The following is a 25,685-nucleotide window of genomic DNA, read 5'->3' as shown; positions in this document are numbered from 1 at the left end:
AAACCCAAGGGACTAAAGGGACGGGAGTGCTACGCCGCTACACATTCACCAGGAAGCGCCGGGAACCAGGTTTGACCAGGGGGTAGCGCTGCAACAGGTCTGGCTGTGCCGCCAGCAGGCTGGCCACGTCCAGCCCTGCGCTGTCCTTGCTGCGTTTCCAGGTCACGGCACCGATGTCAAAGATGAGCTTGGTGGCGTCGCCCATGCGCTGTTGGATGTGTTGCTTGAGCTGGGCTTCCAGTTGGACGGCTGCATCCAGTTGCTGCCGCACCGCCAACAGGTCCGAGAACACGGCACCCATCACCAGATCCCCCGACAAGTCCACGGTATGACCACTGTCCTGCGGATACAGGCAACGCAATGCCACGTCGGCGGAATCAGAACCATCGGCCGGTGGTGCCTCGTCCCGCTCCACATAGCCCCAGAATTGGTGCTCGAGCTGGATGAGACGGGCGATCATCTGTTCGTCCCGTTCGATGCGGTGCACCTGCAGTTCCTGGCCGCAGATGAGAACAGCCACGTCCGCCGCCTGCTTGCCGGTGACAGCCAACTGGTGCATCACCTGGAGCTGGATATATTCCGGCACACCCTCTTTCCATAAGCGAGAACCATTGATACCGGCGGTTTTACATTCCAAAATTTGGACATCAGGAGCTCCGATCACCTCTCGATCGAGGTTGGCCAGCATCCACCGCTCCTGCGGATGCTGCAGTACCGCATTCACACGCCGGACCTTGTTGCCGGTGCGTTTGGTGTAGTGCGCGGCGACTATGGGCTCCAACAAGGTACCCCAGTACATGGGACTGGTTTCGTCGTTGGGATCGGTCTTGGGTAGATTACCGTCACGACCGGTTTTCTCCATCCAGAGTTCCAGCGGGGATTTGTAGGGATTAAGACCGACGGCAGAACCGGCATCGGAACTGCCGATACCGCCTTTGCGCACGGACAGCCATTGGTCACGGCTGAGGTCCTGGGTTTTGACCAGCTTGAGTGCAGGTTTCTGCCGCGAGGGCCGGTCGGTGGGTAGTGGGATAGCCATCGTGGATTCCTTCCTGTCGTTAAATTTGCATGGGTAGAAACAGAAAACCCCAGCCCCTACGAGAGGGACCGGGGTCGGTGGTGGGTGGCCGGTGTTGAGCGCCAGGCCCGACGGGCCATGCACAGAGGTCGCCCGTCTAAGCAGCCAGTTGGATTGCATAGTCGAGTGCCCGCTGTTTCAGGCTGGCCCCTTGGCCGAACCAGGAGCTCTCCAATCGGTACTCCTGGCTGCGTGCCCGTTTCTCGTGGTCCACATACTCGGTGACAGCATTCAACAGGCCCCAAGCAGTGCCTTTGGCCGAGGCCAGTTCTGCACCTTTGCCCTGCCCTTCGTACAAGGCTTGCACCTTCTTCAGCGCCCGCTCGTTCACCAAGCCCTGCGCCGAATCGACTGGGTTGTCGATCTGGCACAAAACTTTCAGGAAGTAGTTCAGGGACTCGTGACTTTTCACTCTGCACTCGGAGAGGGTCTTCATGCGGTACATGAAGCTGTCCCATTGCGAGACAGCGATGCCAAGTTGCTTCTTCACCGCTTGCGCGTCAAAGCTGGTGCTGTGGGGTACTTTGATGGCGTTGCTGGCTCCCTGCAAGGCTATGGCCAGGGTGTTGTTGCACACCACGCGTATGGTGGTGGGTGTGGCCGTGGTCGCTAGTGTGCCGTCGCAGGAGGTGGCCAGCAGGATGTAGCCTTTAACCAGGTCTCCGCCTTTGAGCGTGGATTCCTTGCCGGTCTTGGCCAAGGCCCAGAACTTCTTGCCTTCCTTGAGTACACCGGCGGTTTCCAACTCAAAGCCAGAAACTTCGGACAGATCCCGGTAGAACTCCAGCACCGCTTTGGGTTGGACCACTTGGTAGCGGCTGCTGACCACCGATAAAGCGGCCTTGGTATCGCTGCGGTACAGCACCTTCTGGTCTTCGAACGACATGATGGAGCCCAGCGATCCGATTTGCTCGGTCAGGTAGCGCACGGGGGTTTCGCAGATGGTCCAGTCCATGCCGGCTTTCTGGGCCCAGACTTCAATGGGCTGTTTGGCAGGCAAGGCGTTGCCTAGCTGGTGCCAGGGGGTTTCGCCGGTGTAGGCCATAGAGTTAATAAGGTGTGCCATGGTGAATTTCTTTCTAAATTGGGTTGGATGGGAACGTAAAAGCAGGAAAACCCGGACGTGACAAAGCCGCTGACGGAATCAGCCAGGCACATCACGCCGGAGCGCAAGCAAAAAGGAAAAGCGGGAACGGAACAGAAAAACGAAAACGCGTGAAAGAAACGGGAGAGGTGCTACGGGATCAGTGCAACCGTTGCAGTTGCGAGTAGCGGAGAAGCAGGAGAGAAAGCAGCGTTATTGGCGATGTGCCAAGGGTGTGCGGTCGCTGAACGAGTAACCGCAGCGCAGACACAGGCAGTTGTCCAGGACGTGCTGGTCGATGGCTTCACCCAGCGAGGCACCCAGGACGCAACCAGTCGCACCGCCAACCAAGGCTCCGACGATGACGCCGAACACGATCCCACCCGGACCAACCAGGGCACCAACTGAGCCACCGATCTCTGCACCGCTGAGGGCGCCTAAGGCACCACCTGTCGCACCTGCCAGGGTACCGACGCTGCCACCAGTCTTTCTCGCAATATCTTTGGTGTCGATGCGTTCACATTCACATTTAGGACATTTAAGGTTCATGGAAGATATTCCTTTCAGGGTGAGGTTCGTTGAAATAAGAGACAGTTATAAAAGCGGGGACGATAATCCGTATAAGAAAACAGAAAAACATATTCAGGACCGATGCATAGCACCGGCTTCGGTTTTAGCCACCTGCTATAAAACGGGAGTCCAGTGCAGGCCAGGACACAAGTAACGAACACCAAAGTAAAAGCAGCCAGACTTTCGAATGGTGAACTAACTGTCATACGCACTCCTTTGTGACAAATAGGCCAGAAACAAAAAAACCACCTACGTCGAGGGACGTAGATGGCAGATGTAAAGTAAATAAGCAGCAGCTTAATAAACCATCGAAGGTAAGCTTGATTGAACTAGCCAAGCGTCAGACAGTTAACGCGAACATTAGCCAAACATCAGTTGATGCAATAGCTCACTGATTGCTGCTCCTTCTTGTCATATATGCCTAAGAATATTTAGGACCAGTTCTCGCACGAGTATGTATCACACATTGATGGATATCATCAATCTGGCTTGTCGTGATCAACCTCGGTATTTAATCTGGATGAGAACCAGTCTTTCATCGTTGTATGCTGATTCAATCAAAATGAATTATCTTTAAATAAATCTATTACACGCAAACTCATTGAATTGACCAATCCAATCTCAGCATCTTGTTGAGAGTTAGCTTCACTCAACACTCCAACATGGTTTGTATAGATTAAGTAAATATTTACATGATCCTACATGCTATGAAAGAGTAGCAGGATGACTGAACAGATCATTGAGTGATAAGTAGAGAGAAATGAGTACACACACATACCCTTTCTCATTTTCCACACTAGAAATTAGTTAATTCACCCAATGACTGACAAGACATGCCGCTGCACTTTCTATTCTTCAATCAATAGAAAAGGTTACCGTTATGTGCACCTACCACGTTCAAATCAAGTCTGGCCGTCCTGGGACAGCCATTGATCGTTCAAGATACATTGCTCGTCAGAATAAGTACAGTAGGGACGAATCAGAAAATGATCTGGTTGTAGAGGGAAGTGGAAACTTACCTAAATGGGCGCCAGATGCAGCTGACTTGTGGAAAGCGGCTGACCGCTACGAGCGGAGAAATGGCGCAGCTCACCGCGATTTGGAGATCTCGTTGCCAAATGAGCTGACTTTGGCTGAAAACATAAGATTGGTGGACGACATCCTGAAAACCGTCGCCCCCTCAAAGCCTTTTCAGTATGCGATCCACTGCCCCAGTACGGCACTGAGTCAGGTGCCTCAACCCCACGTGCACATCATGATGAACGACAGAAAGCCCGATGGTATTGAACGCCCGCCTGAGCTTCATTTCAAGCGGTATAACCCAAAGCAGCCTGAAATGGGAGGATGCAAGAAAGACAGCGGAGGCAAATCTCCACTGCAGATCAGGGAGGATTTAAAAGAGATGCGCAGGACTGTCGCGGAACTGATCAATATCCATCTTGAGCGAGCTGGGCGCGCCGAACGGGTTGATCACCGCTCCAACGCGGAGCGCGGACTCACTGCAACACCTGCCAAGCGCCTAAGTCCGGCAGCGGTCCAGCGTGAGAAGGTTCGTCGTCAAACGCAGTTATCGCCGTGACAACTCGACTCTCGACCTCATCAAGATTGGATCATTTCCCAGCAAATAAGACCATAGCACCCAACCGAAAACGCGGTGCAGCGGTCTTCGCTGCTTACTGTTATTTCCAGAGTTTTATTTGTGCACATCCCTCTCGAAAGGCGCGTGAACACTGGAAACGGAACTAACTTTTAAATCACAAAAACTCAGTCGATGGGACGCGATCACCAACCTCTTGCGTTCTGGCGAAGTTAGATGCTGATGTCCATTCGGAAAACATCCATACCGGGCTCAAGATCACTCAACTCAGGCTTGTAGAGCGTTCAGCCTGGTCAAGAACATCCCTGCGAGAAAATCTGTTCTTAAGGTCGGGCAACCGCTCAAATTGCGAAAAATGCATGTGTGCTGACTGAAAAAAAATACTCATAGCACATGGTATTTGCAGACGGAATGACGCGCCGTAAAGTCGAGCCACCACAACTCCAGGTGTCCTCAATGACTGACAAAAACAGCCTCAGCCCCAGCTTGCAAATCTTACGAGTACGTGAAGTCGCAGTCTGCTTAGGGATCTCACGAAGCACCCTGTACGAGAAGTTGTCTATCAACTCTCCTCGATACGACCCGGATTTCCCCCGCCCAATCAAGCTTTCAACGGCAGCCTGCGGCTGGACCACGGAAAGCTTGAATGATTGGGTGCGGAGTCGTCCGAAGACGGTGGGAGGTGGCCAAAAGTAGGCGCTTTGCATCTCATAGAGATTTTTTCTAACTGCAATCTAGGGAGAAGTCTCAATGAATTCAACGGCATATCGAGTTAAGAACCACTTGACATCAACGCCACCGCATCACTGTCATTTCAACCAAATAATTCCATTACCGCAATTGAGCCATCTAGGACCAACATGCTTTCAAGAACCGACACCGAAATACGCCAAGCTTTAATCGACAGCACTTATGAATATCAACATAGTGAAAATGGCACGATGGTGCTGATCACCGACCAGCAAACGCACGCACAAAGGGTATGCGACATCGTTGCTCTCGTAAAAAAAATGGTTACCGCCGAGAAGATTGAATTTCATGTAGGCACTGATAAACAGCATATCTTTTCATTCGTCAAAAGTTCTCCATTAGGCATGAAGATCGCAGATCTACTACAGCATGGTATCCATGATTTTCGTCGGCATTTCCCCATGCACCAGTTTAATCCGTACTTCGATCTATTTGAAAAACATGGATCAATCCGAAAACTGTTTGGCTATCGATTTCTGGCTCCACACGACCATGAGTCAGCCACTATAGCGGCAGACTTTTTAAATGGATTTGTTACGGACATCCGAAAAGAAGCAAGGTCCGCAAAATTTATAATCTTCAGAGACAATTATGTACGCGCTACCAACAAATCTTATCGGAGCTTAACTGGCTACATTGACCAGATTTTCGATCGGCATCCTGATCAATTTGTGTTGAGTATGGATTTTTGTTTCCAAAAGCCTAACAGTTATTTGACTGCCGAGGATAATATTAGAGAGTACAACGACCTGATCGGGCACAGGAAAGCGCTGCAAGAGTTCTTAGAGTCAAAAGTCATATTTGGAAACGACGTCTTCTTAGGCTCTGCCTGGAAAGTTGAATATGGATCGTATAAATATTTCAACCTTCATGCGGTGATGTTTTTCAATGCCAAGACTCTACCCGAAGGCGTCGATTTAAGCGGCATCATCGGCAATCACTGGAATACAGAAATTACCCATGGACAGGGATTGTATTTCGATTGCAAGTCGTACCCATCCAACTACAAAAAATGCGGCACCGGTATGATAGGCGCGTACGACCTCGCTGGGCAGACTGCGCTTAGAAAAGCAGCACTTTACATGACAAAGACCGCTCTTTTTATCAAGCTTCTTGCGCCAGAAAACAAGCGTACGTTTGGGCGCAACAGTCGCCAACGTATCAAAGCTATTGCAACCAATGAGGTTCGACACAATGCGACATCTAGTGGGATGGTCTTTTGATTTGACTAGTTTAAGCTTACCAAGCTTGGGAAAAGATGATGTTTGGTTTTTCGAATGTCGGCAATTTTTAGTATGGCCGCATGAAATGCGGTCTAAAGATTGCCCTCGTTTTTACGCATCCGAACTTACAGTAATCAGTGTGAAACAGGGAGCTCTCGTTAATTCCTGTCTCATATTGCTAAGTAAGGATGGCACGTCCCTACCTAGCAACGTCTTTCTAATTATCTATCTCGACGTGTAGATTTATTAAAATAAATCAATGCAAAGTGTAACTACGCGAACAGGATATCCAGTAAAATTTTTACACTCCAGGGAAGTTAAAAACTCTAATGATGGTCCTGGGCAATGCAAAAAGAGCTCTAACCATTACATCTCGCTCTCATTTGGCTGCTGCGGCAGCTAATGCGTACTCTAATTGCAAAGTAGCAGTAATCCCAGCTATTGAATTTTACTCCACCATAGCGTCTTAAAAAGTATTTATTTCTTATCTTTCCCAGAAAACAGTCTTTTTATTTTCGCATTTTCAAATGCAGTGCGCAAATCTGGATATTTCCTCGACCATATTCTTAGACTATTTTTTAACGAGTCGCCCGACTTAATGCCTAGCTTCTTCTTATCCTTCTTCTTTTCCTTTTCTTTTTTCTGATTATCTATAAAATTTCCCAGGGGATTAATGATAGCGTTAATCGCATGCTCTTTAAACTTCCAACGACCTTTCGAGTCAGGCTGCGTCAACAATCTTATCGCCTCCGCGACAACGACCTCTGTATTATTCTTAACGCGAGCCAAGCCACCAGCACAAGCATTTTTACTGCGAAAATCAGAATCACTTTTAATCTTATCTTCAGAACTTCTAGCATGTCCTATATAGACCCTTGCTATCTCAAGATATTTTTCCGCAAATTCGAGATCTCCGTCCGGAAATTGATGTTCAGCAATCGTACACGACGTCCAAATATAATAAAAACACGCCAGATAGGAATCTACTTTTCTTTTTGTATAAAGACTCCATAATTTTGCATCTAAAATATCAAGGGTTTTGGAATTATCTATAAAAATTTGAGCCTTACATTTCGCCTCTTCATAACTACATCGATTTGGCAGCGACTCAAAAATCGCCTTCGCTTCTTTCTGAATTTCAGAAATTTGTCGTTCTATGTAGTTAATTTTTATTTTCATTTTTATTATTTATAATATTCAACAAAAACAATTGGTTTGCGAGAAAAATAAAATTAAGATAGTCTCATCACCTATTCCTTCACCTCTTATTACCACTGAGGCTCAGCACGTTATTGACAAGACATATGCAAAGCGAAAAGCACTACGTTAAGACATTATGTTTAATAATTTCGCGCCAGCTCAAGAAAGAGGCAAAGTGTGGAAACGAAGCACCCAGAAATATTGAGGTTAGAAAAAACTCTTCGATGCATGGATGATAGTCGCTCGGATTTACCGCTGTAGACTGTTGAACCGCTGGCTTAGTGGACGGCTGAATAGTTAAACACCGATAGTTCCACGCAAGTGGTCGAGGTAATCTGCCCACTGCTGTACCTGCTCAAAACGTTTCTTCAGATACTGCGTGCGGTTATAGCTGCGTCCATTCGAGTCCTTCACTGCGTGGGCCAAGTTAGCTTCAATCGCCAAGGGATCTAGGTCAAGCTGATCCACTAACATGGTGCGGGCAGTGGCTCGGAAGCCGTGCCAGCTTTGTTCCTTACCAAAGCCCAGGGCATATAGCGCGCTGCGCACGGAATTATCTGACATGGGCCGGTCGTGGCTGCGCTCGCCGGGAAACACGTAACGTCCATGGCCAGTCGATGAATGGAGGTTGCGCAACAGGTCGACGGCCTGGGTGGGCAAGGGCACCATATGCGCCTCGCCCTGCTCTTTTTCGGCCTTCGTGCGTTTCATCTTCATACTTGGGATGGTCCAAAGTCCCGCGTCCAGATCGAGCTCGATCCATTCCATGTCACGCAAGTTGCCCGGGCGCTGATATACCATGGGCGCAAGCAGAAGCGCAGTGCGCACCGTTAGCCCGCCTTTGTAAGCACGCATAGCTCGCAATAAATCACCCATGCGCGTCGGATCCACGATGGCGGCGAAGCTCTTGCCGCGATAAGGGGTCAGCCGTGACTTCAGTCCTTCCGTGATGTTGCGTTGCTGGTTACTGACAGTCGGCAACCAGTACATCCAGATTTGTCGGCACAGCATGAGTTCACGGTCAGCCGTTTCCACAGCCCCCCGCTCCTCGACCTTGTGAAGCGCGGCGAGTAATTCAAGGGGCTGAATCTCCGCCATTGGACGCGCGCCAATCCATGGAAATAGATCACGCTCGAGTTGGCGAAGGGAGCGCTCGGCATGGCTGTCGCTCCACTGATCAACTTGCTTCTTGTACCACTCCAGCGCGACTGTCTTGAACGTCTCCCCCGCACTACTGGCGCCGCGAAGCTTCGCCACTTTACGCAGTTGTACAGGATCACGTCCTTCCGACCTGTTCAACTTCGCCGCGTCACGGGCCTTCCTTGCCGCAGTAAGCGTAACATCTGGATAACTTCCAAGCGCTAGTTGCTTTTCAACTCCAGCAACACGGTACTTCAGGAACCAGCGTTTCGAACCAGTGGGGCTGACTTGCAGATACATGCCCCCTGAATCCGTGAATCGGGCCTGCTTGCGATCTACTGGACAAGTCGCATTACGGCATTGAATGTCGGTCAGCATGAGGGGAAGCGCTCCAATCGGTGGGGGGTACGACAGCTATTTTTGGCGCCTTACCGGAAGGAAAGGGGGTACAAACGACCAAATTCTAAGCTTTTTTACTGCCATACCCCCAGATATACCCCCTATCCCGCCTGGCTTTAAATGGACAGCCATGGACGTCGGTGGACTATAAGCTATTGATTTACAAAGAAAAAAGGCATCCATTGAACTTCAATGGATGCCTTTGGATGTTGTAATGGTGGAGCTGGGGGGATTTGAACCCCCGTCCGCAAGCCTTCTTCGAACAGTTCTACATGTGTAGCCGTCTGGTTTAAGTCTCGCCTTTTGCATCGCGCAGTGGCACGCTATGCAAAACGCCAGCAACCTATTTTCTCGGAGCTCACTAAGTTACCCAGTGAGCGCCCAGCCAAATGAAGTTACCCCGCAGCCTGGACGGTCAAACCTTGCGGCTTCACCACCCTTGCCCAGCCTATTGGCTTGCTGTTGCGAGGCTCACGCGCAATTAAGCGGCGAGTGCGAAACGTTCGTCGTTTGCAGTTAGGTTTTTTCTGTTGTTTTACGAGGTGACAGAACCTCGACATGCCCTGCTGCGCGTCCGAACCCACGTCGAAACCAGTGCAGCCCCAATCTTCTATTTTACCCGGCTTATGGGAACCAGTGCAGCAACTCCAGAGGCGACTGGATGGTGGCATGGGCACCCCATTGGGCGATGTCTGCGTTGCTACCCAGATAGCCATACCCTGCGGCGACCGTCGCCATGCCTGCGGCCAAGCCCGCAACAACATCACGCTCATCATCGCCTACGTACATGCAATGCTCCGGAGCCAAGCCTAAGCGCCTGGCCGCTTCGAACAAAGGCTCTGGATGGGGTTTGGCATGGGGAGTGGTATCGCCTCCGACAATTACAGCCGCAGTGGCAAACAAGGGCATGGCCTGGGTCAGGGGCACAGCAAACCGCTCTGACTTGTTCGTCACCACACCCCAGGGTATCTGACGTACAACCAATTGGGCCAGCAATTCAGGCACCCCTTCAAACGCATAGGTTTGCTGCGTCAGGCGGCGTTCGTAGTTCACAAAGAACTCTTCCTTCATGGCGGCGAAATCAGGATGATCGGGCTGCATGCCAAAAGCCACACCGAGCATGCCTCTGGCACCCGCACCCACCATCGGACGGTAGAGGCTGGGTGCAAAAGGTGGCAAAGAACGGTCGGTACGCATTTTGTCGGCCGCACCCGCAAGATCTGGCGCACTGTCCACCAAGGTGCCGTCCAAATCGAACAGCACCGCGCGAATACCATGGAATGCGTGATGCATACGCGCGGTCACAGCTTTTGGGTTGCAAACATGTAGTTCACGCTGGTGTCGCCGCTGAGCCAATACCGCTGGGTCAAAGGGTTGAACTCCAGGCCACGGGTGTGCTGCAGCGTCAGTCCCGCAACACGGCAGTGCCCCGCCAATTCACTGGGGCGGATCATCTTGGCGTACTCATGCGTACCACGGGGCAACATGTTGAGAAGGTATTCCGCACCTACGATGGCCATAAGGAAAGCCTTGGTGCTGCGGTGGATGGTCGAAAAAAACACCCAGCCACCAGGTTTGACCAGTGCGGCACAGGCCTGGACTACCGATGCAGGGTCTGGCACGTGCTCCAGCATTTCCATGCAGCTGACCACGTCAAAGCTGCTGGGCTGCTCTGCCGCGATCTCTTCTGCGCTGATTTCGCGGTATTGCAGATGCGGGGTATGGGCTTCCATGGCATGGAGTTGTGCAACTTTGAGCGCTTTGGTGGACAAATCGATACCCAACACTTCGGCACCCCGACGGGCCATAGAGTCGGCCAGAATACCGCCTCCACAGCCTATATCCAGCACCCGCTGGCGCTGCAAGGGCGCAATGCCGTCGATCCAGTTCAAACGCAGGGGGTTAATCTGGTGCAGCGGGCGAAACTCGCTGTCCAGATCCCACCATCGGTGCGCGAGTTCGGAGAATTTGGCCAATTCAGCGGGGTCAACATTCAAGCTTGAAGTCATACAAATATTTTCGCAGATTGTGACAACCGCTTGCTCCACGACGGCATAAAACCACATATAAAAAAGCCCCGTGGGCTAAGACGCACGGGGCTTTTTTTGGGAGCCAGACGGGTCCGGCATCCAGCGCAAGAATTACTTGTTGCGCGTACCAACCACTTCGATTTCTACGCGGCGGTTCTTGGCACGGCCTTCGGCAGTCTTGTTGTCTGCAACAGGTTGCTTCTCGCCCTTGCCTTCGGTGTACACACGGTTCTTTTCGATGCCGCTAGACACGAGGTAAGCCTTCACAGACTCAGAGCGGCGCACCGACAGCTTCTGGTTGTAAGCATCGCTACCCACGGAGTCGGTATGACCCACAGCAATGATGACTTCCAAGTTGATACCCTTGACTTTGCTGACCAGGTCATCCAGCTTGGCTTTGCCTTCTGGCTTCAGCACAGACTTGTTGAAGTCAAAGAATGCATCGGCTGCATAGGTAACCTTCTCGGCAACCATCACAGGTGCAACCACTACGGGGGCAGGTGCCACTGCGGCAGGCGCTACAGGCGCTGGTGCGGCCATAGGTGCTGGTGCGGGTGCAGGAGGAACAATAGCGCCGTCGCAGCCTGGAGCTGCAGTAGCAGGCGTCCAGAAGTTGTCACGCCAGCACAGTTCGTTGGTGCCGTTTTTCCAGACCAGCTCGTTGGTGCCGTTTTTCCAGTTGTCAACGGTCTGAGCACCCGCGGCGGTTACAAGCGCTGCGGAGGCAAACAACATTGCCACTTTATTCAATTTCTTCATGGTTCTCCTCTTGGGGAAAAAGCCGCAGCAGCGCTGCGAAACGGGACGCCTACAGTGACCATCACGGTAGGCGTTCATTGAATTGTGCCACAGGCATAAGGGGAAACGAGTAGGACAACAGGCATGCACGGCGGTATGCACAGGCATTGGGGAACATGTGTTGCTGTGTGGCGACAGTCACTTGGCCCTAAAATAGTTGACCTCCGCTGTATGACGTTTGCCTCTCTATGACCCAGTTCGCTAAAGAAACCTTGCCCATCAGTCTTGAAGAGGAAATGCGCCGGAGCTACCTTGATTACGCGATGAGCGTGATTGTGGGCCGGGCCCTCCCTGATGCGCGTGACGGTCTCAAGCCCGTGCACCGGCGTGTGCTGTTTGCTATGCACGAGCTCAATAACGACTGGAACCGCGCTTATAAGAAGTCGGCCCGTATCGTGGGCGACGTAATTGGTAAATACCACCCCCACGGCGACAGCGCGGTGTATGAGACTATTGTTCGCATGGCGCAGGACTTCTCCCTGCGCCACATGCTGGTGGATGGTCAAGGCAACTTCGGCTCGGTGGATGGCGACAACGCCGCCGCCATGCGTTACACCGAAATCCGCATGTCCAAGATCGCCCACGAGTTGCTGGCCGATCTGGACAAGGAAACCGTCGATTTCGGCCCCAACTACGACGGCAGCGAGCAAGAACCGCTGGTCATGCCCGCGCGCTTCCCTAATCTATTGGTCAACGGCTCCTCCGGCATTGCCGTGGGTATGGCCACCAACATCCCGCCGCACAACCTGAACGAAGTAGTTGACGGCTGCCTGCACCTGCTGCGCAACCCGCAGGCCACGGTGGACGAGCTGATGGAGATCATCCCCGCACCCGACTTCCCCACGGCCGGCATCATCTACGGCATCAATGGCGTGAAAGACGGCTACCGCACCGGCCGTGGCCGCGTGGTGATGCGCGCCAAGGTCCACTTTGAAGACATCGACAAAGGCCAGCGCCAGGCCATCATCGTCGACGAACTGCCCTACCAGTGCAACAAAAAGACCTTGCAAGAGCGCATGGCCGAGCTGGTACACGAAAAGAAGATCGAAGGCATCAGCCACATCCAGGACGAGTCCGACAAGTCCGGCATGCGCCTAGTCATTGAGCTCAAGCGCGGCGAAGTGCCCGAAGTGGTGCTGAACAACCTGTACAAACAGACCCAGCTGCAAGACACCTTCGGCATGAACATGGTGGCGCTGGTCAACGGCCAGCCCAAGCTGTGCAACCTGAAGGACCTGATCGAGGTCTTCCTGGAGCACCGCCGCGAAGTCGTCACCCGCCGCACCATCTACAACCTGCGCAAGGCCCGCGAACGCGGCCATGTGTTGGAAGGCCTGGCCGTCGCGCTGGCAAATATCGACGACTTCATTGCCATCATCCGCAACGCGCCCACGCCCCCGGTGGCCAAGGTCGAGCTGATGGCCCGCCCCTGGGATAGCAAGCTGGTGCGCGAAATGCTGACCCGCACCCGTGCTGACGGTGGCATGGTCAATGTGGACGACTACCGCCCCGACGGCCTGGACAAAGAACTCGGCATGGGCAACGACGGCCTGTACCGCCTGTCTGAAGTGCAAGCCCAAGAGATTTTGCAGATGCGTCTGCAACGCCTGACCGGGCTGGAGCAGGACAAGATCGTCGCTGAATACAAAGAGGTGATGTCCGAGATCGAAGACTTCCTCGACATCCTGGCCAAGCCCGAGCGCGTCTCAGCCATCATTGGCGAAGAACTCACTGCCATCAAGCTCGAATTCGGCCAGACCAAGCTGGGTGCACGCCGCAGTTTGGTGGAATACAGCTCGTTTGACCTCAGCACCGAAGACCTGATCACGCCGACCGACATGGTGGTGACCTTGTCGCACAGTGGCTACATCAAGAGCCAACCGCTCTCCGAATACCGGGCGCAAAAGCGCGGCGGGCGCGGCAAGCAGGCCACGGCCACCAAAGAAGACGACTGGGTGGACCAGCTCTTCATCGCCAATACACACGACTACATCCTGTGCTTCAGCAACCGTGGCCGCCTGTACTGGCTCAAGGTCTGGGAAGTGCCACAGGGTTCGCGTGGTTCGCGGGGCCGCCCCATCGTCAACATGTTCCCGCTGCAAGAGGGCGAAAAAATCAACGTGGTGCTGGCACTGACCGGTGAAAAGCGGACCTTCCCCGCCGACCAGTACGTCTTCATGGCCACCAGCATGGGCACGGTCAAAAAGACCCCGCTCACCGACTTCAGCAACCCGCGCAAGGCCGGCATCATTGCCGTGGACCTGGACCCGGGCGACTTCCTGATTGGTGCCGCCCTGACCGACGGCCAGCACGATGTGATGCTGTTCAGCGACGGTGGCAAGGCCGTGCGCTTTGACGAAAACGATGTGCGCCCCATGGGCCGCAACGCCCGCGGCGTGCGCGGCATGATGCTCGACGAAGGCCAGGGCGTGATCGCCATGCTGGTCGCCGAAGACGAACTGCAAAGCGTACTCACCGCCACCCTGAACGGTTTTGGCAAGCGCACCAGCATCACCGAATACACCCGCCATGGCCGTGGCACCAAGGGCATGATCGCCATCCAGCAAACCGAGCGCAATGGCCGCGTGGTAGCCGCCACCCTGGTGCATGCCGACGACGAAATCATGCTGATCACCGACAAGGGCGTGCTGGTACGCACCCGCGTCAGCGAAATCCGCGAACTCGGCCGCGCCACCCAGGGCGTGACCCTGATCGGCCTGGACGAAGGCTCCAAGCTCAGCGGCCTGCAGCGGATTGTGGAAAACGATGCCATCGTGGCCGCTGCCGAAGCGGACGAAGCGGACGAGGCGGATCAGACGGGTGAGGCCAACGACGATGCGGGCAGCGACGGCTCGCCCCCCGGCACCCCTGAAGTGTAAAACCTCCAGTACTATAAATTTAGTAGCATCTAGTGCAGGTGGAATCTGCGCTAGAGGCCTAAAAACCTTAAGAAATTGCATGACACGCCCCTTCAACTTTTCCGCTGGCCCTGCCGCCATTCCTGAAGAAGTCTTGACCCAGGCCGCCGCTGAAATGCTGGACTGGCACGGTAGCGGCATGGGCGTGATGGAAATGAGCCACCGGGGCAAAGAATTTCTGTCGATTTACGCGCAAACCAAGGCCGATTTCCGCGCCCTGATGTCCGTGCCGACCGAGTTCAAGATTCTGTTCATGCAAGGCGGTGGCCTGGGCGAAAACGCCATCGTGCCACTGAATCTGTCGCGGGGTGGCAAGGTCGATTGCGTAGTCACCGGCAGTTGGAGCAACAAGTCGCAAAAAGAGGCGCGTAAGTACGCGGCCGTGCATACCGCTGCCAGCACCGAAGCCACCGGCTACACCCGCCTGCCCGACCCGGCCAGCTGGGACCTGAGCGCCGATGCCAGCTACGTGCACATCTGCGGCAATGAAACCATAGACGGCGTGGAGTTCCAAACCCTGCCGGATCTGCAGGCGCTGGGCTCTAAGGCCCCGCTGGTCGTCGACTTCTCGTCCCACGTGGCCTCGCGCAGCATGGATTGGAGCAAGGTCGGCCTGGCCTTTGGCGGTGCGCAAAAAAATCTCGGCCCCGCCGGCCTGACCGTGGTGGTGGTACGCGAGGATCTGCTGGGCCACGCTCTGGACATTTGCCCCAGCGCCTTCAACTACGAAACGGTGGCCGACAACCAGTCGATGTACAACACGCCGCCCACCTACGCCATCTATATCGCCGGACTCACCTTTCAGTGGCTCAAACACCAAACCGAAGGCGCCCAAGGCGAGTTGCACGGCATAGCCGCCATGGAACACCGCAACACCGCCAAAGCCGCGCTGCTGTACCAGGCCATCGACCAGTCGCAGTTGTACTTCAACAAGGTGGATGCAGACTGCCGCTCGCGCATGAACGTGCCTTTCTTTCTGCGCGATGAGAGCCGCAACGATGCCTTTTTAGAAGGTGCCAAGGCACGCGGCTTGCTTCAGCTCAAGGGCCACAAGTCGGTCGGCGGCATGCGGGCCAGCATCTACAACGCCATGCCGCTGGCGGGTGTGCAGGCGCTGGTGGACTACATGCACGCATTTGAAAAGAGCCAGGCCTGATCCATGACCGCCGTAACACCGCCCTCCGCCACCCCTGGTCTGGCCGACCTGCGGGTCAAGATCGACAAAATAGACCAGGATCTGCTGGCCCTGCTCAACCACCGCGCTGAAGTGGCCGAGCAGGTGGGCGACATCAAACGCCGCGAAGGCTCGCCCTTCTTTCGACCCGACCGCGTGGCCCAGGTGATTGAAAAGATCCAGCAATCCAACCCCGGCCCGCTGAAAAACCAGCATGTGGCCGCCGTGTGGCGCGAGATCATGTCGGCCTGCCTGGCCCTGGAAGCGCCCCAGCGCGTGGCCGTGCTGGGCCCGGAAGGCACCTTTACCGAACAAGCCGCCGTCGAATTCTTTGGCAGCGCCGCCGAGCTGCTGTACTGCGCCAATTTCGACGAAGTCTTCCACACTACCGCCGCAGGTACCGTGCAGTACGGCGTGGTGGCAATTGAGAACTCCACCGAAGGCGTGGTGGCCCGCTCGCTCGATCTGTTTTTGCACTCGCCTGTGCACGTGGTGGGCGAAGTCAGCCTGCTGGTGCGCCACAACCTGCTGCGCCAGACCAATTCGCGCGAGCACATCGACGTGGTCATGGCCCACCCCCAAGCGCTGGCCCAGTGCCAGGCCTGGCTGACCCAGCACCTGCCCCATGCCGAGCGTCGAGCCGTCTCCAGCAATGCTGAAGGCGCGCGGCTGGCCGCCACCAACCCGGCCTGGGCGGCTCTGGCCAGCGAACGCGCCGCCTCGCAGTTTGGCCTGCACATCGTGGCCCACGCGGTACAGGACGATGCCTATAACCGCACCCGCTTCGCCGTCATCTGCCTGCCGCAAACCCTGGCCACGCCGCCCGCGTCGGGCAAGGACTGCACCAGCCTGGTGGTATCCGTGCCCAACAAACCGGGCGCCATGCACGATTTGCTGGTGCCGCTAAAAACCAACGGCGTGTCCATGACGCGCTTTGAATCCCGCCCGGCCCGCACCGGCCAGTGGGACTACTACTTCTATATCGACCTGGACGGCCACCCTTCGCAGCCCCACGTCGCCAAGGCGCTGCAAAAGCTGCGCGCGCTGTGCGCCTTCTTCAAAGTACTGGGCACCTACCCGGTCGGCTCCTGAAAGCAGCACCCATGTTTGAACAACTCGGACTGATAGGCTGCGGCCTGATGGGCGGCTCTTTCGCGCTGGCGCTGAAAAAAGCCGGGCTGGTGAAACGCGTGGTGGGTTACAGCAAGTCACCGTCCACCACCAGCAAAGCCCGCCAACTCGGCGTGATCGACATCGAAGCCCCCTCGGCCCTGCTGGCTGTGTCGGGTGCTGACATCGTATTGTTGGCCGTGCCGGTGGCCGCCACCGAAAACACCTTCAAGGCCATCAAGCACCTGATCACCCCCACCACCCTGGTGATGGACGTGGGCTCCACCAAGCGCGACGTGGTGGATGCCGCCCGCCGGGCGCTGCGCGAGCAGGTAGGCTCCTTTGTGCCCGCCCACCCGATCACCGGCAAAGAGGTTTCGGGTGTGGAGTTTGCCGACCCGCATCTCTACACCGGCAAGAACGTCATCCTGACACCCATCGACCGCACCCTGCCGCAGCAGTTGGCGCAGGCGCAAGAGGTCTGGACGGCACTGGGCTGCAACGTGCTGCAAATGTCGCCCGAGCACCACGATGCCGCATTTGCCGCCGTCAGCCATTTGCCGCACCTGATCGCCTTTGCCATGATGCACGGCCTGGTCAGCCAGCCGCAGGGGCAGGAATACCTGGCCCTGGCCGGGCCGGGCTTTCGCGATTTCACCCGCATTGCCGCGTCCGACCCGCACATGTGGCGCGACATTTTGCTGGCCAACAAAGAAGAGCTGCTGGCCCAGTCGCAAATCTTCCAACGTACCTTGCAAAGCATGGAAGCCATGATCAACGCCAACGATGTAGACGCGCTGGTGGGCATGCTGGAGCGCGCCAGCGACAGCCGTGCCGATTGGAGCATGGCCTCCCTGAAACCAAAGACCTGATGTTTGCCACCCCCTTTCTTGATCTCCCCCCGCTGGACAGCGCCTCTGGTACCGTGGTGCTGCCTGGTTCCAAAAGCATTTCCAACCGCGTGCTGCTGCTGGCCGCTCTGAGCGGCGGCACTACCCGCGTGCACGACCTGCTGGACTCGGACGACACCAAAGTCATGCTGGCCGCGCTGGCTACGCTGGGTTGCGGCATCCGCCATAACCACGGGAACGGCAACACGGTAGAGATCGACGGGTTGGCCGGGCAGTTAAAAGCCACCCAGGCCGACCTGTTCATGGGCAACGCGGGCACCGCCATCCGCCCGCTAACGGCAGCACTGGCCGTGCTGGGCGGCGACTTCACTTTGCACGGCGTGCCGCGCATGCACGAACGCCCCATTGGCGACCTGGTCGATGCCCTGCGCCAGCTCGGCTGCCAGATCGACTACACCGGGCAGGATGGCTATCCGCCGCTGCGCATCGGCCAACCCACACTTACGCTGAATGCGCCCATCCGCGTGCGCGGCGATGTGTCCAGCCAGTTTTTGACCGCTCTGCTGATGGCCCTGCCACTGGTAGCCCAACGAGACGTGGTGATCGACGTGGTGGGCGAGCTGATCTCCAAGCCCTACATCGAGATCACGCTGAACCTGCTGGCGCGCTTTGGCATTGCCGTGCAGCGCGAGGGCTGGGCCCGTTTCACCATTCCTGCCGGTAGCCGCTACCAGTCGCCAGGCGACATCCATGTCGAGGCCGACGCCTCTTCTGCTAGTTATTTCATAGCATTAGGCGCAATAGCTACTTGCGCTAGTGGCACTTTTGATTCAAAAATCCGGATTGAAGGCGTGGGGGCAGCTTCCATCCAGGGCGACATCCGCTTTGTCGAAGCCGCCGAGCAAATGGGCACCAACGTCGTCAGCGGTCCGAACTGGCTCGAAATTAGCCGGGGCAGTTGGCCGCTGAAAGCCATCGACCTGGACTGCAACCACATCCCCGATGCCGCCATGACGCTGGCGGTGATGGCGCTGTACGCCGATGGCACGACCACGCTGCGCAACATTGCCAGCTGGCGCGTCAAGGAAACCGACCGCATCGCGGCCATGGCAAACGAATTGCGCAAGCTGGGGGCCACGGTGGAGGAAGGGCCGGATTTCATCCGCATTACCCCACCTATGTCCCCCACCGCGTGGAAAGCCGCCAGCATCCACACCTACGACGACCACCGGGTGGCCATGTGCTTCTCGCTGGCGGCCTTCAACCCGTCCCAGATACCGGTACGCATTGAAGACCCGAAATGCGTCGCCAAGACCTTCCCCGATTATTTTGAGGCCTTGCTGGCGTTGTCGCACACCGCCACCGCCCACATCCCCGTGCTGTGCATCGACGGCCCCACCGCTTCGGGCAAGGGCACGGTCGCTGCCGCCCTGGCCACGCGCCTGGGCTACCACTTTCTGGACTCGGGCGCGATGTACCGCATCACCGCCCTGGCTGCGCTGCGCGCGGGTCTGGTGATTTCCACCGCCGATGAAACCGCCATCGCCACCCTGGCCCAAACCCTGCCAGTGCGTTTTGTGGACGGCAAGGTTTGGCTGGGCGAATCTGATGTGTCGGAGGCCATCCGCACCGAAGAAGCCGGCATGAATGCCTCTAAAGTGTCCGCCCTGCCCGCGGTCCGGCTGGCCTTGGTGGCCCTGCAGCACAGCTTTCGGCGGCTGCCCGGACTGGTGGCCGACGGGCGCGACATGGGCACCGTGATCTTTCCCGATGCCCCTTTGAAGGTGTACTTGACCGCCACCGCCGCCAAGCGCGCAGAACGGCGGTATAAGCAATTGATTTCAAAGGGAATTTCGACTACACTTGAAGACCTTCGCGCTGACTTGGAAGCGCGCGACGCACGGGACTCCTCCCGTGTGGCTGCGCCACTCAAGCCCGCACAAGATGCCTTGCTGCTGGACAACTCTGACATGTCGATCGAAACATCGGTAGACCAGGTGTTGGAGTGGTGGCAAAGCAAGCAGCCGTTTGGCCACAGCTAAACGGCACCACCAAGAGCCCACTCTGCTGCTTCAGCCGAGTGGTTTTTAACCCTGTAACCCCGGTGGTCCCCCGACCGCCAAACCGCCACACCAGACCCCAACGCAGGTGCAATTCCGCACCCGCCAACCCTGTGCTGTGGACTAGGAAAACCATGTCAGAATCATTTGCAGACCTCTTTGCCGAATCGCTAACCCGCACGGAAACGCGCATTGGTGAAGTCGTCACCGCCGAAGTCATCCGTATCGAACACAGCTTTGTGGTCGTTAACGCTGGCCTCAAATCCGAAGCCTACGTGCCGCTGGAAGAGTTCAAGACCGACAAGGGCGAAGTGGAAGTCCAAGTTGGCGAATTCATTTCGGTGGCCATCGTTGCGATCGAAAACGGCTACGGCGACACCATCGTCAGCCGTGACACCGCCAAGCGCCTGGCTTCCTGGATGTCCCTGGAGAAATCCCTGGAATCCGGCGAATTCGTTACCGGCACCACCTCCGGCAAGGTCAAGGGCGGCCTGACCGTTCTGGTCAACGGCATCCGCGCATTCCTGCCCGGTTCGCTGATCGACACCCGCCCCATCAAGGACTTGTCTCCCTACGAGAACAAGACCATGGAATTCAAGGTCATCAAGCTGGACCGCAAGCGCAACAACGTCGTGTTGTCGCGCCGCGCTGTGGTCGAAGCGTCGATGGGCGAAGAACGCGCCAAGCTGATGGAAACCCTGAAAGAAGGCTCCGTGGTGCATGGCGTGGTCAAGAACATCACCGAATACGGTGCGTTCGTGGACCTGGGCGGCATTGACGGCCTGCTGCACATCACCGACATGGCATGGCGCCGCGTTCGCCATCCATCGGAAGTGGTGACGGCTGGTCAGGAAATCACCGCCAAGATCCTCAAGTTCGACACCGAAAAGAACCGTGTCTCGCTGGGTCTGAAGCAAATGGGCGACGACCCATGGATGGGCGTAAACCGCCGCTACCCCCAGTCGACCCGTCTGTTCGGCAAGATCACCAACATCGCCGACTACGGTGCATTTGTGGAACTCGAACCCGGCATCGAAGGCCTTGTGCACGTGTCCGAGATGGACTGGACCAACAAGAACATCGCTCCCGCCAAGCTGGTTTCGCTGGGCGACGAAGTCGAAGTCATGGTTCTGGAAATCGACGAAGACAAGCGCCGCATCAGCCTGGGCATGAAGCAGTGCAAGGCCAACCCATGGCAAGAATTCGCGCAAGACACCAAGCGTGGCGACCGCGTCAAGGGCCCGATCAAGTCGATCACCGACTTCGGCGTGTTCGTCGGCCTGGCTGCCGGTATCGACGGCCTGGTGCATTTGTCTGACCTGTCTTGGAACGAAACCGGCGAAGCCGCCGTGCGTAACTACAAGAAGGGCCAAGAAGTCGAAGCCATCGTATTGGCCGTGGACGTGGACCGCGAACGCATCTCTTTGGGCATCAAACAGCTCGACAGCGATCCGTTCACCACCTTCACCACCATCAACGACAAGGGCCAGATCGTGACCGGCAAGGTCAAGACCGTGGATGCCCGTGGCGCTGAAATCGATCTGGGTGAAGACATCATCGGTTACCTGCGCGCTTCCGAAATCAGCCGTGACCGCGTCGAAGACGCACGCAACGTGCTGAAAGAAGGCGACGAAGTCACCGCTGTGGTGGTCAATGTGGATCGCAAGACCCGCAACATCCAGCTGTCGATCAAGGCCAAGGACGCTGCCGACCAAGGCGAAGCCATGGCTGCACTGAGCCAGGCTTCGGCCCGCGAAAACGCTGGCACCACCAGCCTGGGCGCACTGCTGCGCGCCAAGCTGGACAACAATAATTAATTGTCGACTGTCTAGTGCCAGGCCGATCCGACTCGCAGGGGCGAGCGGGTCGGCTTTATTTATAAGCCAACAGGTTTTGCGCAATTCTCTCTATCCACAGGGTGCATTGCGCAAATCTTTTTGAAACCACACCCCTCCATGACCCGATCCGACCTTGTTGAAGAACTGGCCGCCCGATTCAGCCAATTGACCCACCGCGATGCCGAGCACGCCGTGAAAACCATTCTGGATGCCGTGGGGGACGCGCTGGTGCGCGGGCACCGGGTGGAGATACGAGGATTTGGCAGCTTCTCCATCAACCGCCGCCCGCCGCGCATGGGCCGCAACCCGCGCAGCGGCGAAAGCGTGGCCATCCCCGAAAAACGCGTGCCCCACTTCAAACCGGGCAAGGCCCTGCGCGAAGCCGTAGACCTGCACACCGCCGAGATCGAGGCACGCGAACTGCGCGAATCCCGAGAATGAGATTTTTGCCTGGATAGAATGCCCAGACGATGGAGGACACCCATGAAGAATTTGGTCCGGCTGCTTAAGTGGTTACTTAAGGCAGCCATTTTTTTTACCCTGTTTGCCTTTGCGTTGAATAACCAGCAAGACGCGGTGGTGCACTTTTTCTTTGGCACGCAATGGCGCGCGCCCATGGTGCTGCTCGTCCTGAGTGCCTTCGCCGCCGGGCTGGCCCTGGGTATTCTGGGCATGGTGCCGCGCTGGTGGAAGCACCGTGTGGTTGCCAAAAAGGCCCAACAGCCGCTGCCGCCACCTGCCACCCCCGACACCCCCCGCACGGAACCCATTGCCCCACCCCATGGACTTTGACCTCAGTTGGATTTTGCTGGGCCTGCCCATCGCCTTTGTGCTGGGCTGGCTGGCATCGCGGTGGGATTTTCGGCAACTGCGCCTGGATAACCGCCTGGCTCCCAAGGCCTATTTCAAGGGCCTGAACTACCTTCTCAACGAGCAGCAGGACAAGGCCATTGACGCCTTCATCGAGGCGGTGCAAAAAGACCCCGACACCTCTGAGCTGCACTTTGCTCTGGGCAACCTGTTTCGCCGCCGGGGCGAGACCGAGCGCGCCGTGCGCGTGCACGAGCACCTGCTGTCGCGCGGCGATCTGAGCGCTGCCGACCGCGACCGCTCCCAGCACGCGCTGGCGCAAGACTTTCTGAAAGCCGGTTTGCTTGACCGTGCCGAAGAAGCCCTGCGCAAGCTCGAAGGCACGGCCTACGAGGCCCAAAGCCGCCTGGCCCTGCTGTCGATCTACGAGCGCTCGCGCGACTGGCCCGATGCGTCCGAGATCGCCCACAAGCTGGAATCCGCAGGCCAGGGCAGCTTCAGCGGCCGCCAGTCGCACTACCTGTGCGAACAGGCCGCCGCCCAGCCAGAGGCCGCCCAAGGCCTGCTGGAAACAGCCATTTCCGTCGCCCCCCAAGCCGCCCGGCCGCGCATCGACCTGGCCATCTTGCAGCACCAGGCAGGCCAGTTGGATGAAGCCTTCAAAACCCTTCTAGCGCTGGCGGAATCTGCACCAGCAGCTATACCTTTGGTAGCAGAGCGGATGGCCACCATTGCCACCGCCGCGGGGCTCACCGAACCAGCCCTGGGGCTGCTAGAAGCCAGCTACGCCCACAGCGCATCGCTGGACGTGCTGGAAGCCATCCTCGGCCTGCAACTGCGCTCCGGCACCCCCATGGCCGACGTGCGCATGCGCTACATCCAGCACCTGGAGCGCGAGCAATCCCTGGTGGCCGCGGCCCGCTGGATCGCCGGGGAAAAGCTTGAACACGAAGAATTCCACCCCCAGATCCAGCGCGCCCTGGACCACGCCGCCAACCCCTTGAAGCGCTACCGCTGCGCCGCCTGCGGCTTCGAGGCGAAACAGCATTTTTGGCAATGCCCCGGCTGCCAAGCCTGGGACAGTTACCCCGCCCGCCGAGTAGAAGAACTATGACAAAACTATCTACTCTCTCCCGTGAACAGATGGCCCAGGCCCAGGTGCTGGTGGTCGGCGATGCCATGCTGGACCGCTACTGGTACGGCGCGGTGGACCGCATCAGCCCGGAAGCGCCGGTGCCGGTGGTGCGCGTGACGCGCGAAGAAGAGCGCATGGGCGCGTCGGCCAACGTAGCCTACAACATCGTGTCGCTGGGCGCACAGGCCTCCTTGCTGACGGTGGTGGGTGACGACGATGCCAGCCACAAGCTGGAAAAGCTGGTTGCCCAGACCGGCATCCGCCCTTACTTTGGCCGCGATGCCGAGCTGCAAACCACCGTAAAACTGCGGGTGATTGGCCGCCAGCAACAGCTGCTGCGGCTAGACTTCGAGAACACGCCCAAGAGTGAAATTCTGGCATCCCAGTCCGCCACCTTCGCCACCCTGCTGCCCGCGCACCAGGCCGTGCTGTTTTCCGACTATGGCAAGGGCGGGCTGGCCCATGTGGGCGACATGATTGCCCTGGCACTGGCCAGCGGCAAAAAGATCCTGATCGACCCCAAGGGCAGCGACTACTCACGCTACAGCCAGGCCAGCGTCATCACCCCCAACCGCGCCGAGCTGCAGCAGGTGGTGGGCAGCTGGAGCAGCGAAGAACAGCTGCGCACCAAGGCACAAAACCTGCGCAAAGAGCTGAAGCTGGAAGCCCTGCTGGTCACCCGCAGTGAAGAAGGCATGACGCTGTATGACGACGCGGGCGAGCTGCACGCCAGCGCCCAGGCCCTGGAGGTATTCGACGTGACCGGCGCAGGTGACACGGTGATTGCCACCATGGCCGCCCTGGTGGCCGCGGGCCTGAGCCTGCGCGAAGCCATGCCGCTGGCCAACCGGGCGGGCAGCGTGGTGGTGGGTAAATTCGGCACAGCCACCGTCAGCTATGAAGAATTGTTTGTGAAGGATTCGCTATGACCCGCATCGTCGTCACCGGAGCCGCTGGCTTCATCGGCAGCAACCTCGTCAAAGGCCTGAACGCACGCGGCATCACCGACATCATTGCGGTAGATGACCTGACCCAGGGCGACAAATACCGCAACCTGGCCGACTTGGCAGTTGCCGACTACGTGGATGCCGACAGCTTTTACGAGCGCTTTGCCCAGGGTGCCTACGGCAAGGTCGAGGCCGTGTTCCACGAAGGCGCGTGCAGCGACACCATGGAAATGAACGGCAAGTACATGATGGACAACAACTACACCCTGTCGTGCAAGCTGTTCGATGCCTGCCACGCCCAGGGCACGCGCCTGCTGTACGCCTCGTCCGCAGCCACCTACGGCGGGTCTGCCAGCTTCGTAGAAACACCCGAGTTCGAACGCCCGCTCAACGTCTACGGCTACTCCAAGCTGCTGTTCGACCAGCGCATGCGCCTGCTGTGCGGCAGCAGCTTCGACCGCAACCCGCACCAGGTGGTGGGTTTTCGCTACTTCAACGTCTACGGCCCGCGCGAGCAGCACAAGGGCCGCATGGCCAGCGTGGCGTTTCACCAGTTCAACCAGTTCAAGGCCGAAGGCAAGGTCAAGCTGTTTGGCGAATACGGCGGCTACCCGCAGGGCGGACAGATGCGCGACTTCGTCTTCATTGACGACGTGGTGGCGGTGAACCTGTGGTTCTTCGACCACCCCGAAAAGTCCGGCATCTTCAACCTGGGTACCGGTAAGGCCCAGCCGTTCAACGATATCGCCCACGCTGTCGTGAATGCACTGCACAGCCAGCCTGTCAGCCTGGCGGATGCCGCCAGCACCGGCCTGCTCGAATACGTGCCCTTCCCCGACGCGCTGCGCGGCAAATACCAGTGCTACACCCAGGCCGACCTAACAGCGCTGCGCAGCACGGGCTGCGACCACGCGTTTGCCGACGTGCACACGGGGGTGACGCGCTACGTGCAGACATTGTTGCAGGGCTGAGC

The 25,685-nt window shown here is 57.1% G+C and carries 22 protein-coding genes and 1 other RNA gene; 14 read left to right on the top strand and 9 right to left on the bottom strand.

All coding sequences use genetic code 11. The annotated features are described in order from the left end of the window. Nucleotides 1-37 precede the first annotated feature (37 nt). The 3 genes from AC097L_RS12880 to AC097L_RS12870 all read right to left on the bottom strand — a co-directional run bounded on the left by AC097L_RS12880 (nucleotide 38) and on the right by AC097L_RS12870 (nucleotide 2,711). Nucleotides 38-1,039 carry a YqaJ viral recombinase family nuclease gene (locus AC097L_RS12880; RefSeq protein ID WP_479586832.1) on the bottom strand — a complete coding sequence of 334 codons (1,002 nt, stop codon included), beginning with the start codon at nucleotides 1,037-1,039 and terminating at the stop codon, nucleotides 38-40. A 136-nt stretch (nucleotides 1,040-1,175) separates the two neighbouring features. Next, a complete protein-coding gene (locus AC097L_RS12875; protein WP_479586831.1) occupies nucleotides 1,176-2,144 on the bottom strand; it encodes a DUF932 domain-containing protein in 969 nt (322 codons plus the stop codon). A gap of 231 nt (nucleotides 2,145-2,375) precedes the next feature. Continuing rightward, entirely contained in the window at nucleotides 2,376-2,711 is a 336-nt protein-coding gene (locus tag AC097L_RS12870) for a hypothetical protein (RefSeq protein ID WP_479586830.1), read from the bottom strand. Nucleotides 2,712-3,612: 901 nt separating this feature from the next. On the opposite strand from AC097L_RS12870, the gene AC097L_RS12865 reads away from it, so the two are divergent. The 3 genes from AC097L_RS12865 to AC097L_RS12855 all read left to right on the top strand — a co-directional run bounded on the left by AC097L_RS12865 (nucleotide 3,613) and on the right by AC097L_RS12855 (nucleotide 6,302). Then, nucleotides 3,613-4,311, top strand: coding sequence for a MobA/MobL family protein (locus tag AC097L_RS12865; RefSeq protein WP_479586829.1), 699 nt, complete (start codon nucleotides 3,613-3,615; stop codon nucleotides 4,309-4,311). Nucleotides 4,312-4,722: 411 nt separating this feature from the next. After that, nucleotides 4,723-5,025 (top strand): helix-turn-helix transcriptional regulator, encoded by a 303-nt coding sequence (locus AC097L_RS12860; protein WP_479586828.1) that lies wholly within the window; start codon nucleotides 4,723-4,725, stop codon nucleotides 5,023-5,025. A 164-nt stretch (nucleotides 5,026-5,189) separates the two neighbouring features. Next, nucleotides 5,190-6,302, top strand: coding sequence for a hypothetical protein (locus tag AC097L_RS12855; RefSeq protein ID WP_479586827.1), 1,113 nt, complete (start codon nucleotides 5,190-5,192; stop codon nucleotides 6,300-6,302). A gap of 477 nt (nucleotides 6,303-6,779) precedes the next feature. Here the strand turns inward: AC097L_RS12855 and AC097L_RS12850 are convergent, their stop codons facing one another. The 6 genes from AC097L_RS12850 to ompA all read right to left on the bottom strand — a co-directional run bounded on the left by AC097L_RS12850 (nucleotide 6,780) and on the right by ompA (nucleotide 11,830). Beyond that, nucleotides 6,780-7,481 (bottom strand): hypothetical protein, encoded by a 702-nt coding sequence (locus AC097L_RS12850; protein ID WP_479586826.1) that lies wholly within the window; start codon nucleotides 7,479-7,481, stop codon nucleotides 6,780-6,782. Between the two features lie 318 nt (nucleotides 7,482-7,799). Next, a complete protein-coding gene (locus AC097L_RS12845) occupies nucleotides 7,800-9,020 on the bottom strand; it encodes a tyrosine-type recombinase/integrase (protein WP_479586825.1) in 1,221 nt (406 codons plus the stop codon). Nucleotides 9,021-9,256: 236 nt separating this feature from the next. Continuing rightward, nucleotides 9,257-9,645: a transfer-messenger RNA gene (gene ssrA / locus AC097L_RS12840) on the bottom strand. A gap of 20 nt (nucleotides 9,646-9,665) precedes the next feature. Next, the gene (locus tag AC097L_RS12835; protein WP_479586824.1) at nucleotides 9,666-10,334 is read right to left on the bottom strand and encodes an HAD-IA family hydrolase; all 669 of its coding nucleotides are present in this window, start codon (nucleotides 10,332-10,334) and stop codon (nucleotides 9,666-9,668) included. 8 nt (nucleotides 10,335-10,342) lie between these two features. Next, nucleotides 10,343-11,050, bottom strand: a complete 708-nt coding sequence (gene ubiG / locus AC097L_RS12830) for a bifunctional 2-polyprenyl-6-hydroxyphenol methylase/3-demethylubiquinol 3-O-methyltransferase UbiG (RefSeq protein ID WP_479586823.1) — start codon at nucleotides 11,048-11,050, stop codon at nucleotides 10,343-10,345. A gap of 132 nt (nucleotides 11,051-11,182) precedes the next feature. Beyond that, nucleotides 11,183-11,830: an outer membrane protein OmpA gene (ompA, locus tag AC097L_RS12825; RefSeq protein WP_479586822.1), complete on the bottom strand. Its 648-nt coding sequence runs from the start codon at nucleotides 11,828-11,830 to the stop codon at nucleotides 11,183-11,185. Between the two features lie 227 nt (nucleotides 11,831-12,057). Here ompA and gyrA point away from each other — a divergent pair, with 227 nt between their 5' ends. The 11 genes from gyrA (at nucleotide 12,058) to rfaD (ending at nucleotide 25,683) form a co-directional block, all read left to right on the top strand. Then, the gene (gene gyrA, locus AC097L_RS12820; protein WP_479586821.1) at nucleotides 12,058-14,748 is read left to right on the top strand and encodes a DNA gyrase subunit A; all 2,691 of its coding nucleotides are present in this window, start codon (nucleotides 12,058-12,060) and stop codon (nucleotides 14,746-14,748) included. A gap of 79 nt (nucleotides 14,749-14,827) precedes the next feature. Further along, nucleotides 14,828-15,943: a 3-phosphoserine/phosphohydroxythreonine transaminase gene (serC, locus tag AC097L_RS12815; RefSeq protein WP_479586820.1), complete on the top strand. Its 1,116-nt coding sequence runs from the start codon at nucleotides 14,828-14,830 to the stop codon at nucleotides 15,941-15,943. 3 nt (nucleotides 15,944-15,946) lie between these two features. Then, nucleotides 15,947-17,053, top strand: a complete 1,107-nt coding sequence (gene pheA, locus AC097L_RS12810; protein ID WP_479586819.1) for a prephenate dehydratase — start codon at nucleotides 15,947-15,949, stop codon at nucleotides 17,051-17,053. 11 nt (nucleotides 17,054-17,064) lie between these two features. Further along, on the top strand, nucleotides 17,065-17,943 hold the full coding sequence (locus AC097L_RS12805) for a prephenate dehydrogenase (RefSeq protein WP_479586818.1): 879 nt from the start codon (nucleotides 17,065-17,067) through the stop codon (nucleotides 17,941-17,943). After that, nucleotides 17,943-19,964, top strand: coding sequence for a bifunctional 3-phosphoshikimate 1-carboxyvinyltransferase/cytidylate kinase (locus tag AC097L_RS12800; RefSeq protein ID WP_479586817.1), 2,022 nt, complete (start codon nucleotides 17,943-17,945; stop codon nucleotides 19,962-19,964). The genes AC097L_RS12805 and AC097L_RS12800 overlap by 1 nt, the downstream gene beginning before the upstream one ends. Nucleotides 19,965-20,116: 152 nt before the next feature. Further along, complete coding sequence (gene rpsA / locus AC097L_RS12795) at nucleotides 20,117-21,799, top strand: 30S ribosomal protein S1 (protein WP_092761519.1); 1,683 nt, start codon at nucleotides 20,117-20,119, stop codon at nucleotides 21,797-21,799. 138 nt (nucleotides 21,800-21,937) lie between these two features. Next, on the top strand, nucleotides 21,938-22,261 hold the full coding sequence (locus AC097L_RS12790; protein ID WP_295960997.1) for an integration host factor subunit beta: 324 nt from the start codon (nucleotides 21,938-21,940) through the stop codon (nucleotides 22,259-22,261). Nucleotides 22,262-22,303: 42 nt separating this feature from the next. Then, complete coding sequence (locus AC097L_RS12785; RefSeq protein ID WP_479586816.1) at nucleotides 22,304-22,612, top strand: LapA family protein; 309 nt, start codon at nucleotides 22,304-22,306, stop codon at nucleotides 22,610-22,612. Further along, the gene (gene lapB, locus AC097L_RS12780) at nucleotides 22,602-23,744 is read left to right on the top strand and encodes a lipopolysaccharide assembly protein LapB (protein WP_479586815.1); all 1,143 of its coding nucleotides are present in this window, start codon (nucleotides 22,602-22,604) and stop codon (nucleotides 23,742-23,744) included. Before AC097L_RS12785 ends, lapB begins: the two co-directional genes overlap by 11 nt. Beyond that, entirely contained in the window at nucleotides 23,741-24,694 is a 954-nt protein-coding gene (gene rfaE1 / locus AC097L_RS12775) for a D-glycero-beta-D-manno-heptose-7-phosphate kinase (protein ID WP_479586814.1), read from the top strand. The genes lapB and rfaE1 overlap by 4 nt, the downstream gene beginning before the upstream one ends. Beyond that, nucleotides 24,691-25,683 (top strand): ADP-glyceromanno-heptose 6-epimerase, encoded by a 993-nt coding sequence (rfaD, locus tag AC097L_RS12770; protein ID WP_479586813.1) that lies wholly within the window; start codon nucleotides 24,691-24,693, stop codon nucleotides 25,681-25,683. Before rfaE1 ends, rfaD begins: the two co-directional genes overlap by 4 nt. The last annotated feature ends 2 nt before the right edge of the window (nucleotides 25,684-25,685 follow it).

The sequence above is a fragment of the Rhodoferax sp. RT5P35 genome, assembly GCF_056521385.1.
This window is presented reverse-complemented; position numbering and strand designations above follow the sequence as displayed.

Coding starts and splice junctions, on each gene's coding strand:
- rpsA (WP_092761519.1), top strand. CDS start 20,117: ATGTCAGAATCATTTGCAGACCTCTTTGCCGAATCGCTAACCCGCACG.
- AC097L_RS12865 (WP_479586829.1), top strand. CDS start 3,613: ATGTGCACCTACCACGTTCAAATCAAGTCTGGCCGTCCTGGGACAGCC.
- pheA (WP_479586819.1), top strand. CDS start 15,947: ATGACCGCCGTAACACCGCCCTCCGCCACCCCTGGTCTGGCCGACCTG.
- serC (WP_479586820.1), top strand. CDS start 14,828: ATGACACGCCCCTTCAACTTTTCCGCTGGCCCTGCCGCCATTCCTGAA.
- lapB (WP_479586815.1), top strand. CDS start 22,602: ATGGACTTTGACCTCAGTTGGATTTTGCTGGGCCTGCCCATCGCCTTT.
- AC097L_RS12805 (WP_479586818.1), top strand. CDS start 17,065: ATGTTTGAACAACTCGGACTGATAGGCTGCGGCCTGATGGGCGGCTCT.
- AC097L_RS12880 (WP_479586832.1), bottom strand. CDS start 1,039: ATGGCTATCCCACTACCCACCGACCGGCCCTCGCGGCAGAAACCTGCA.
- AC097L_RS12860 (WP_479586828.1), top strand. CDS start 4,723: ATGGTATTTGCAGACGGAATGACGCGCCGTAAAGTCGAGCCACCACAA.
- AC097L_RS12870 (WP_479586830.1), bottom strand. CDS start 2,711: ATGAACCTTAAATGTCCTAAATGTGAATGTGAACGCATCGACACCAAA.
- AC097L_RS12800 (WP_479586817.1), top strand. CDS start 17,943: ATGTTTGCCACCCCCTTTCTTGATCTCCCCCCGCTGGACAGCGCCTCT.
- AC097L_RS12835 (WP_479586824.1), bottom strand. CDS start 10,334: ATGCATCACGCATTCCATGGTATTCGCGCGGTGCTGTTCGATTTGGAC.
- AC097L_RS12785 (WP_479586816.1), top strand. CDS start 22,304: ATGAAGAATTTGGTCCGGCTGCTTAAGTGGTTACTTAAGGCAGCCATT.
- AC097L_RS12845 (WP_479586825.1), bottom strand. CDS start 9,020: ATGCTGACCGACATTCAATGCCGTAATGCGACTTGTCCAGTAGATCGC.
- rfaD (WP_479586813.1), top strand. CDS start 24,691: ATGACCCGCATCGTCGTCACCGGAGCCGCTGGCTTCATCGGCAGCAAC.
- AC097L_RS12790 (WP_295960997.1), top strand. CDS start 21,938: ATGACCCGATCCGACCTTGTTGAAGAACTGGCCGCCCGATTCAGCCAA.
- rfaE1 (WP_479586814.1), top strand. CDS start 23,741: ATGACAAAACTATCTACTCTCTCCCGTGAACAGATGGCCCAGGCCCAG.
- ubiG (WP_479586823.1), bottom strand. CDS start 11,050: ATGACTTCAAGCTTGAATGTTGACCCCGCTGAATTGGCCAAATTCTCC.
- AC097L_RS12855 (WP_479586827.1), top strand. CDS start 5,190: ATGCTTTCAAGAACCGACACCGAAATACGCCAAGCTTTAATCGACAGC.
- AC097L_RS12850 (WP_479586826.1), bottom strand. CDS start 7,481: ATGAAAATAAAAATTAACTACATAGAACGACAAATTTCTGAAATTCAG.
- AC097L_RS12875 (WP_479586831.1), bottom strand. CDS start 2,144: ATGGCACACCTTATTAACTCTATGGCCTACACCGGCGAAACCCCCTGG.
- gyrA (WP_479586821.1), top strand. CDS start 12,058: ATGACCCAGTTCGCTAAAGAAACCTTGCCCATCAGTCTTGAAGAGGAA.
- ompA (WP_479586822.1), bottom strand. CDS start 11,830: ATGAAGAAATTGAATAAAGTGGCAATGTTGTTTGCCTCCGCAGCGCTT.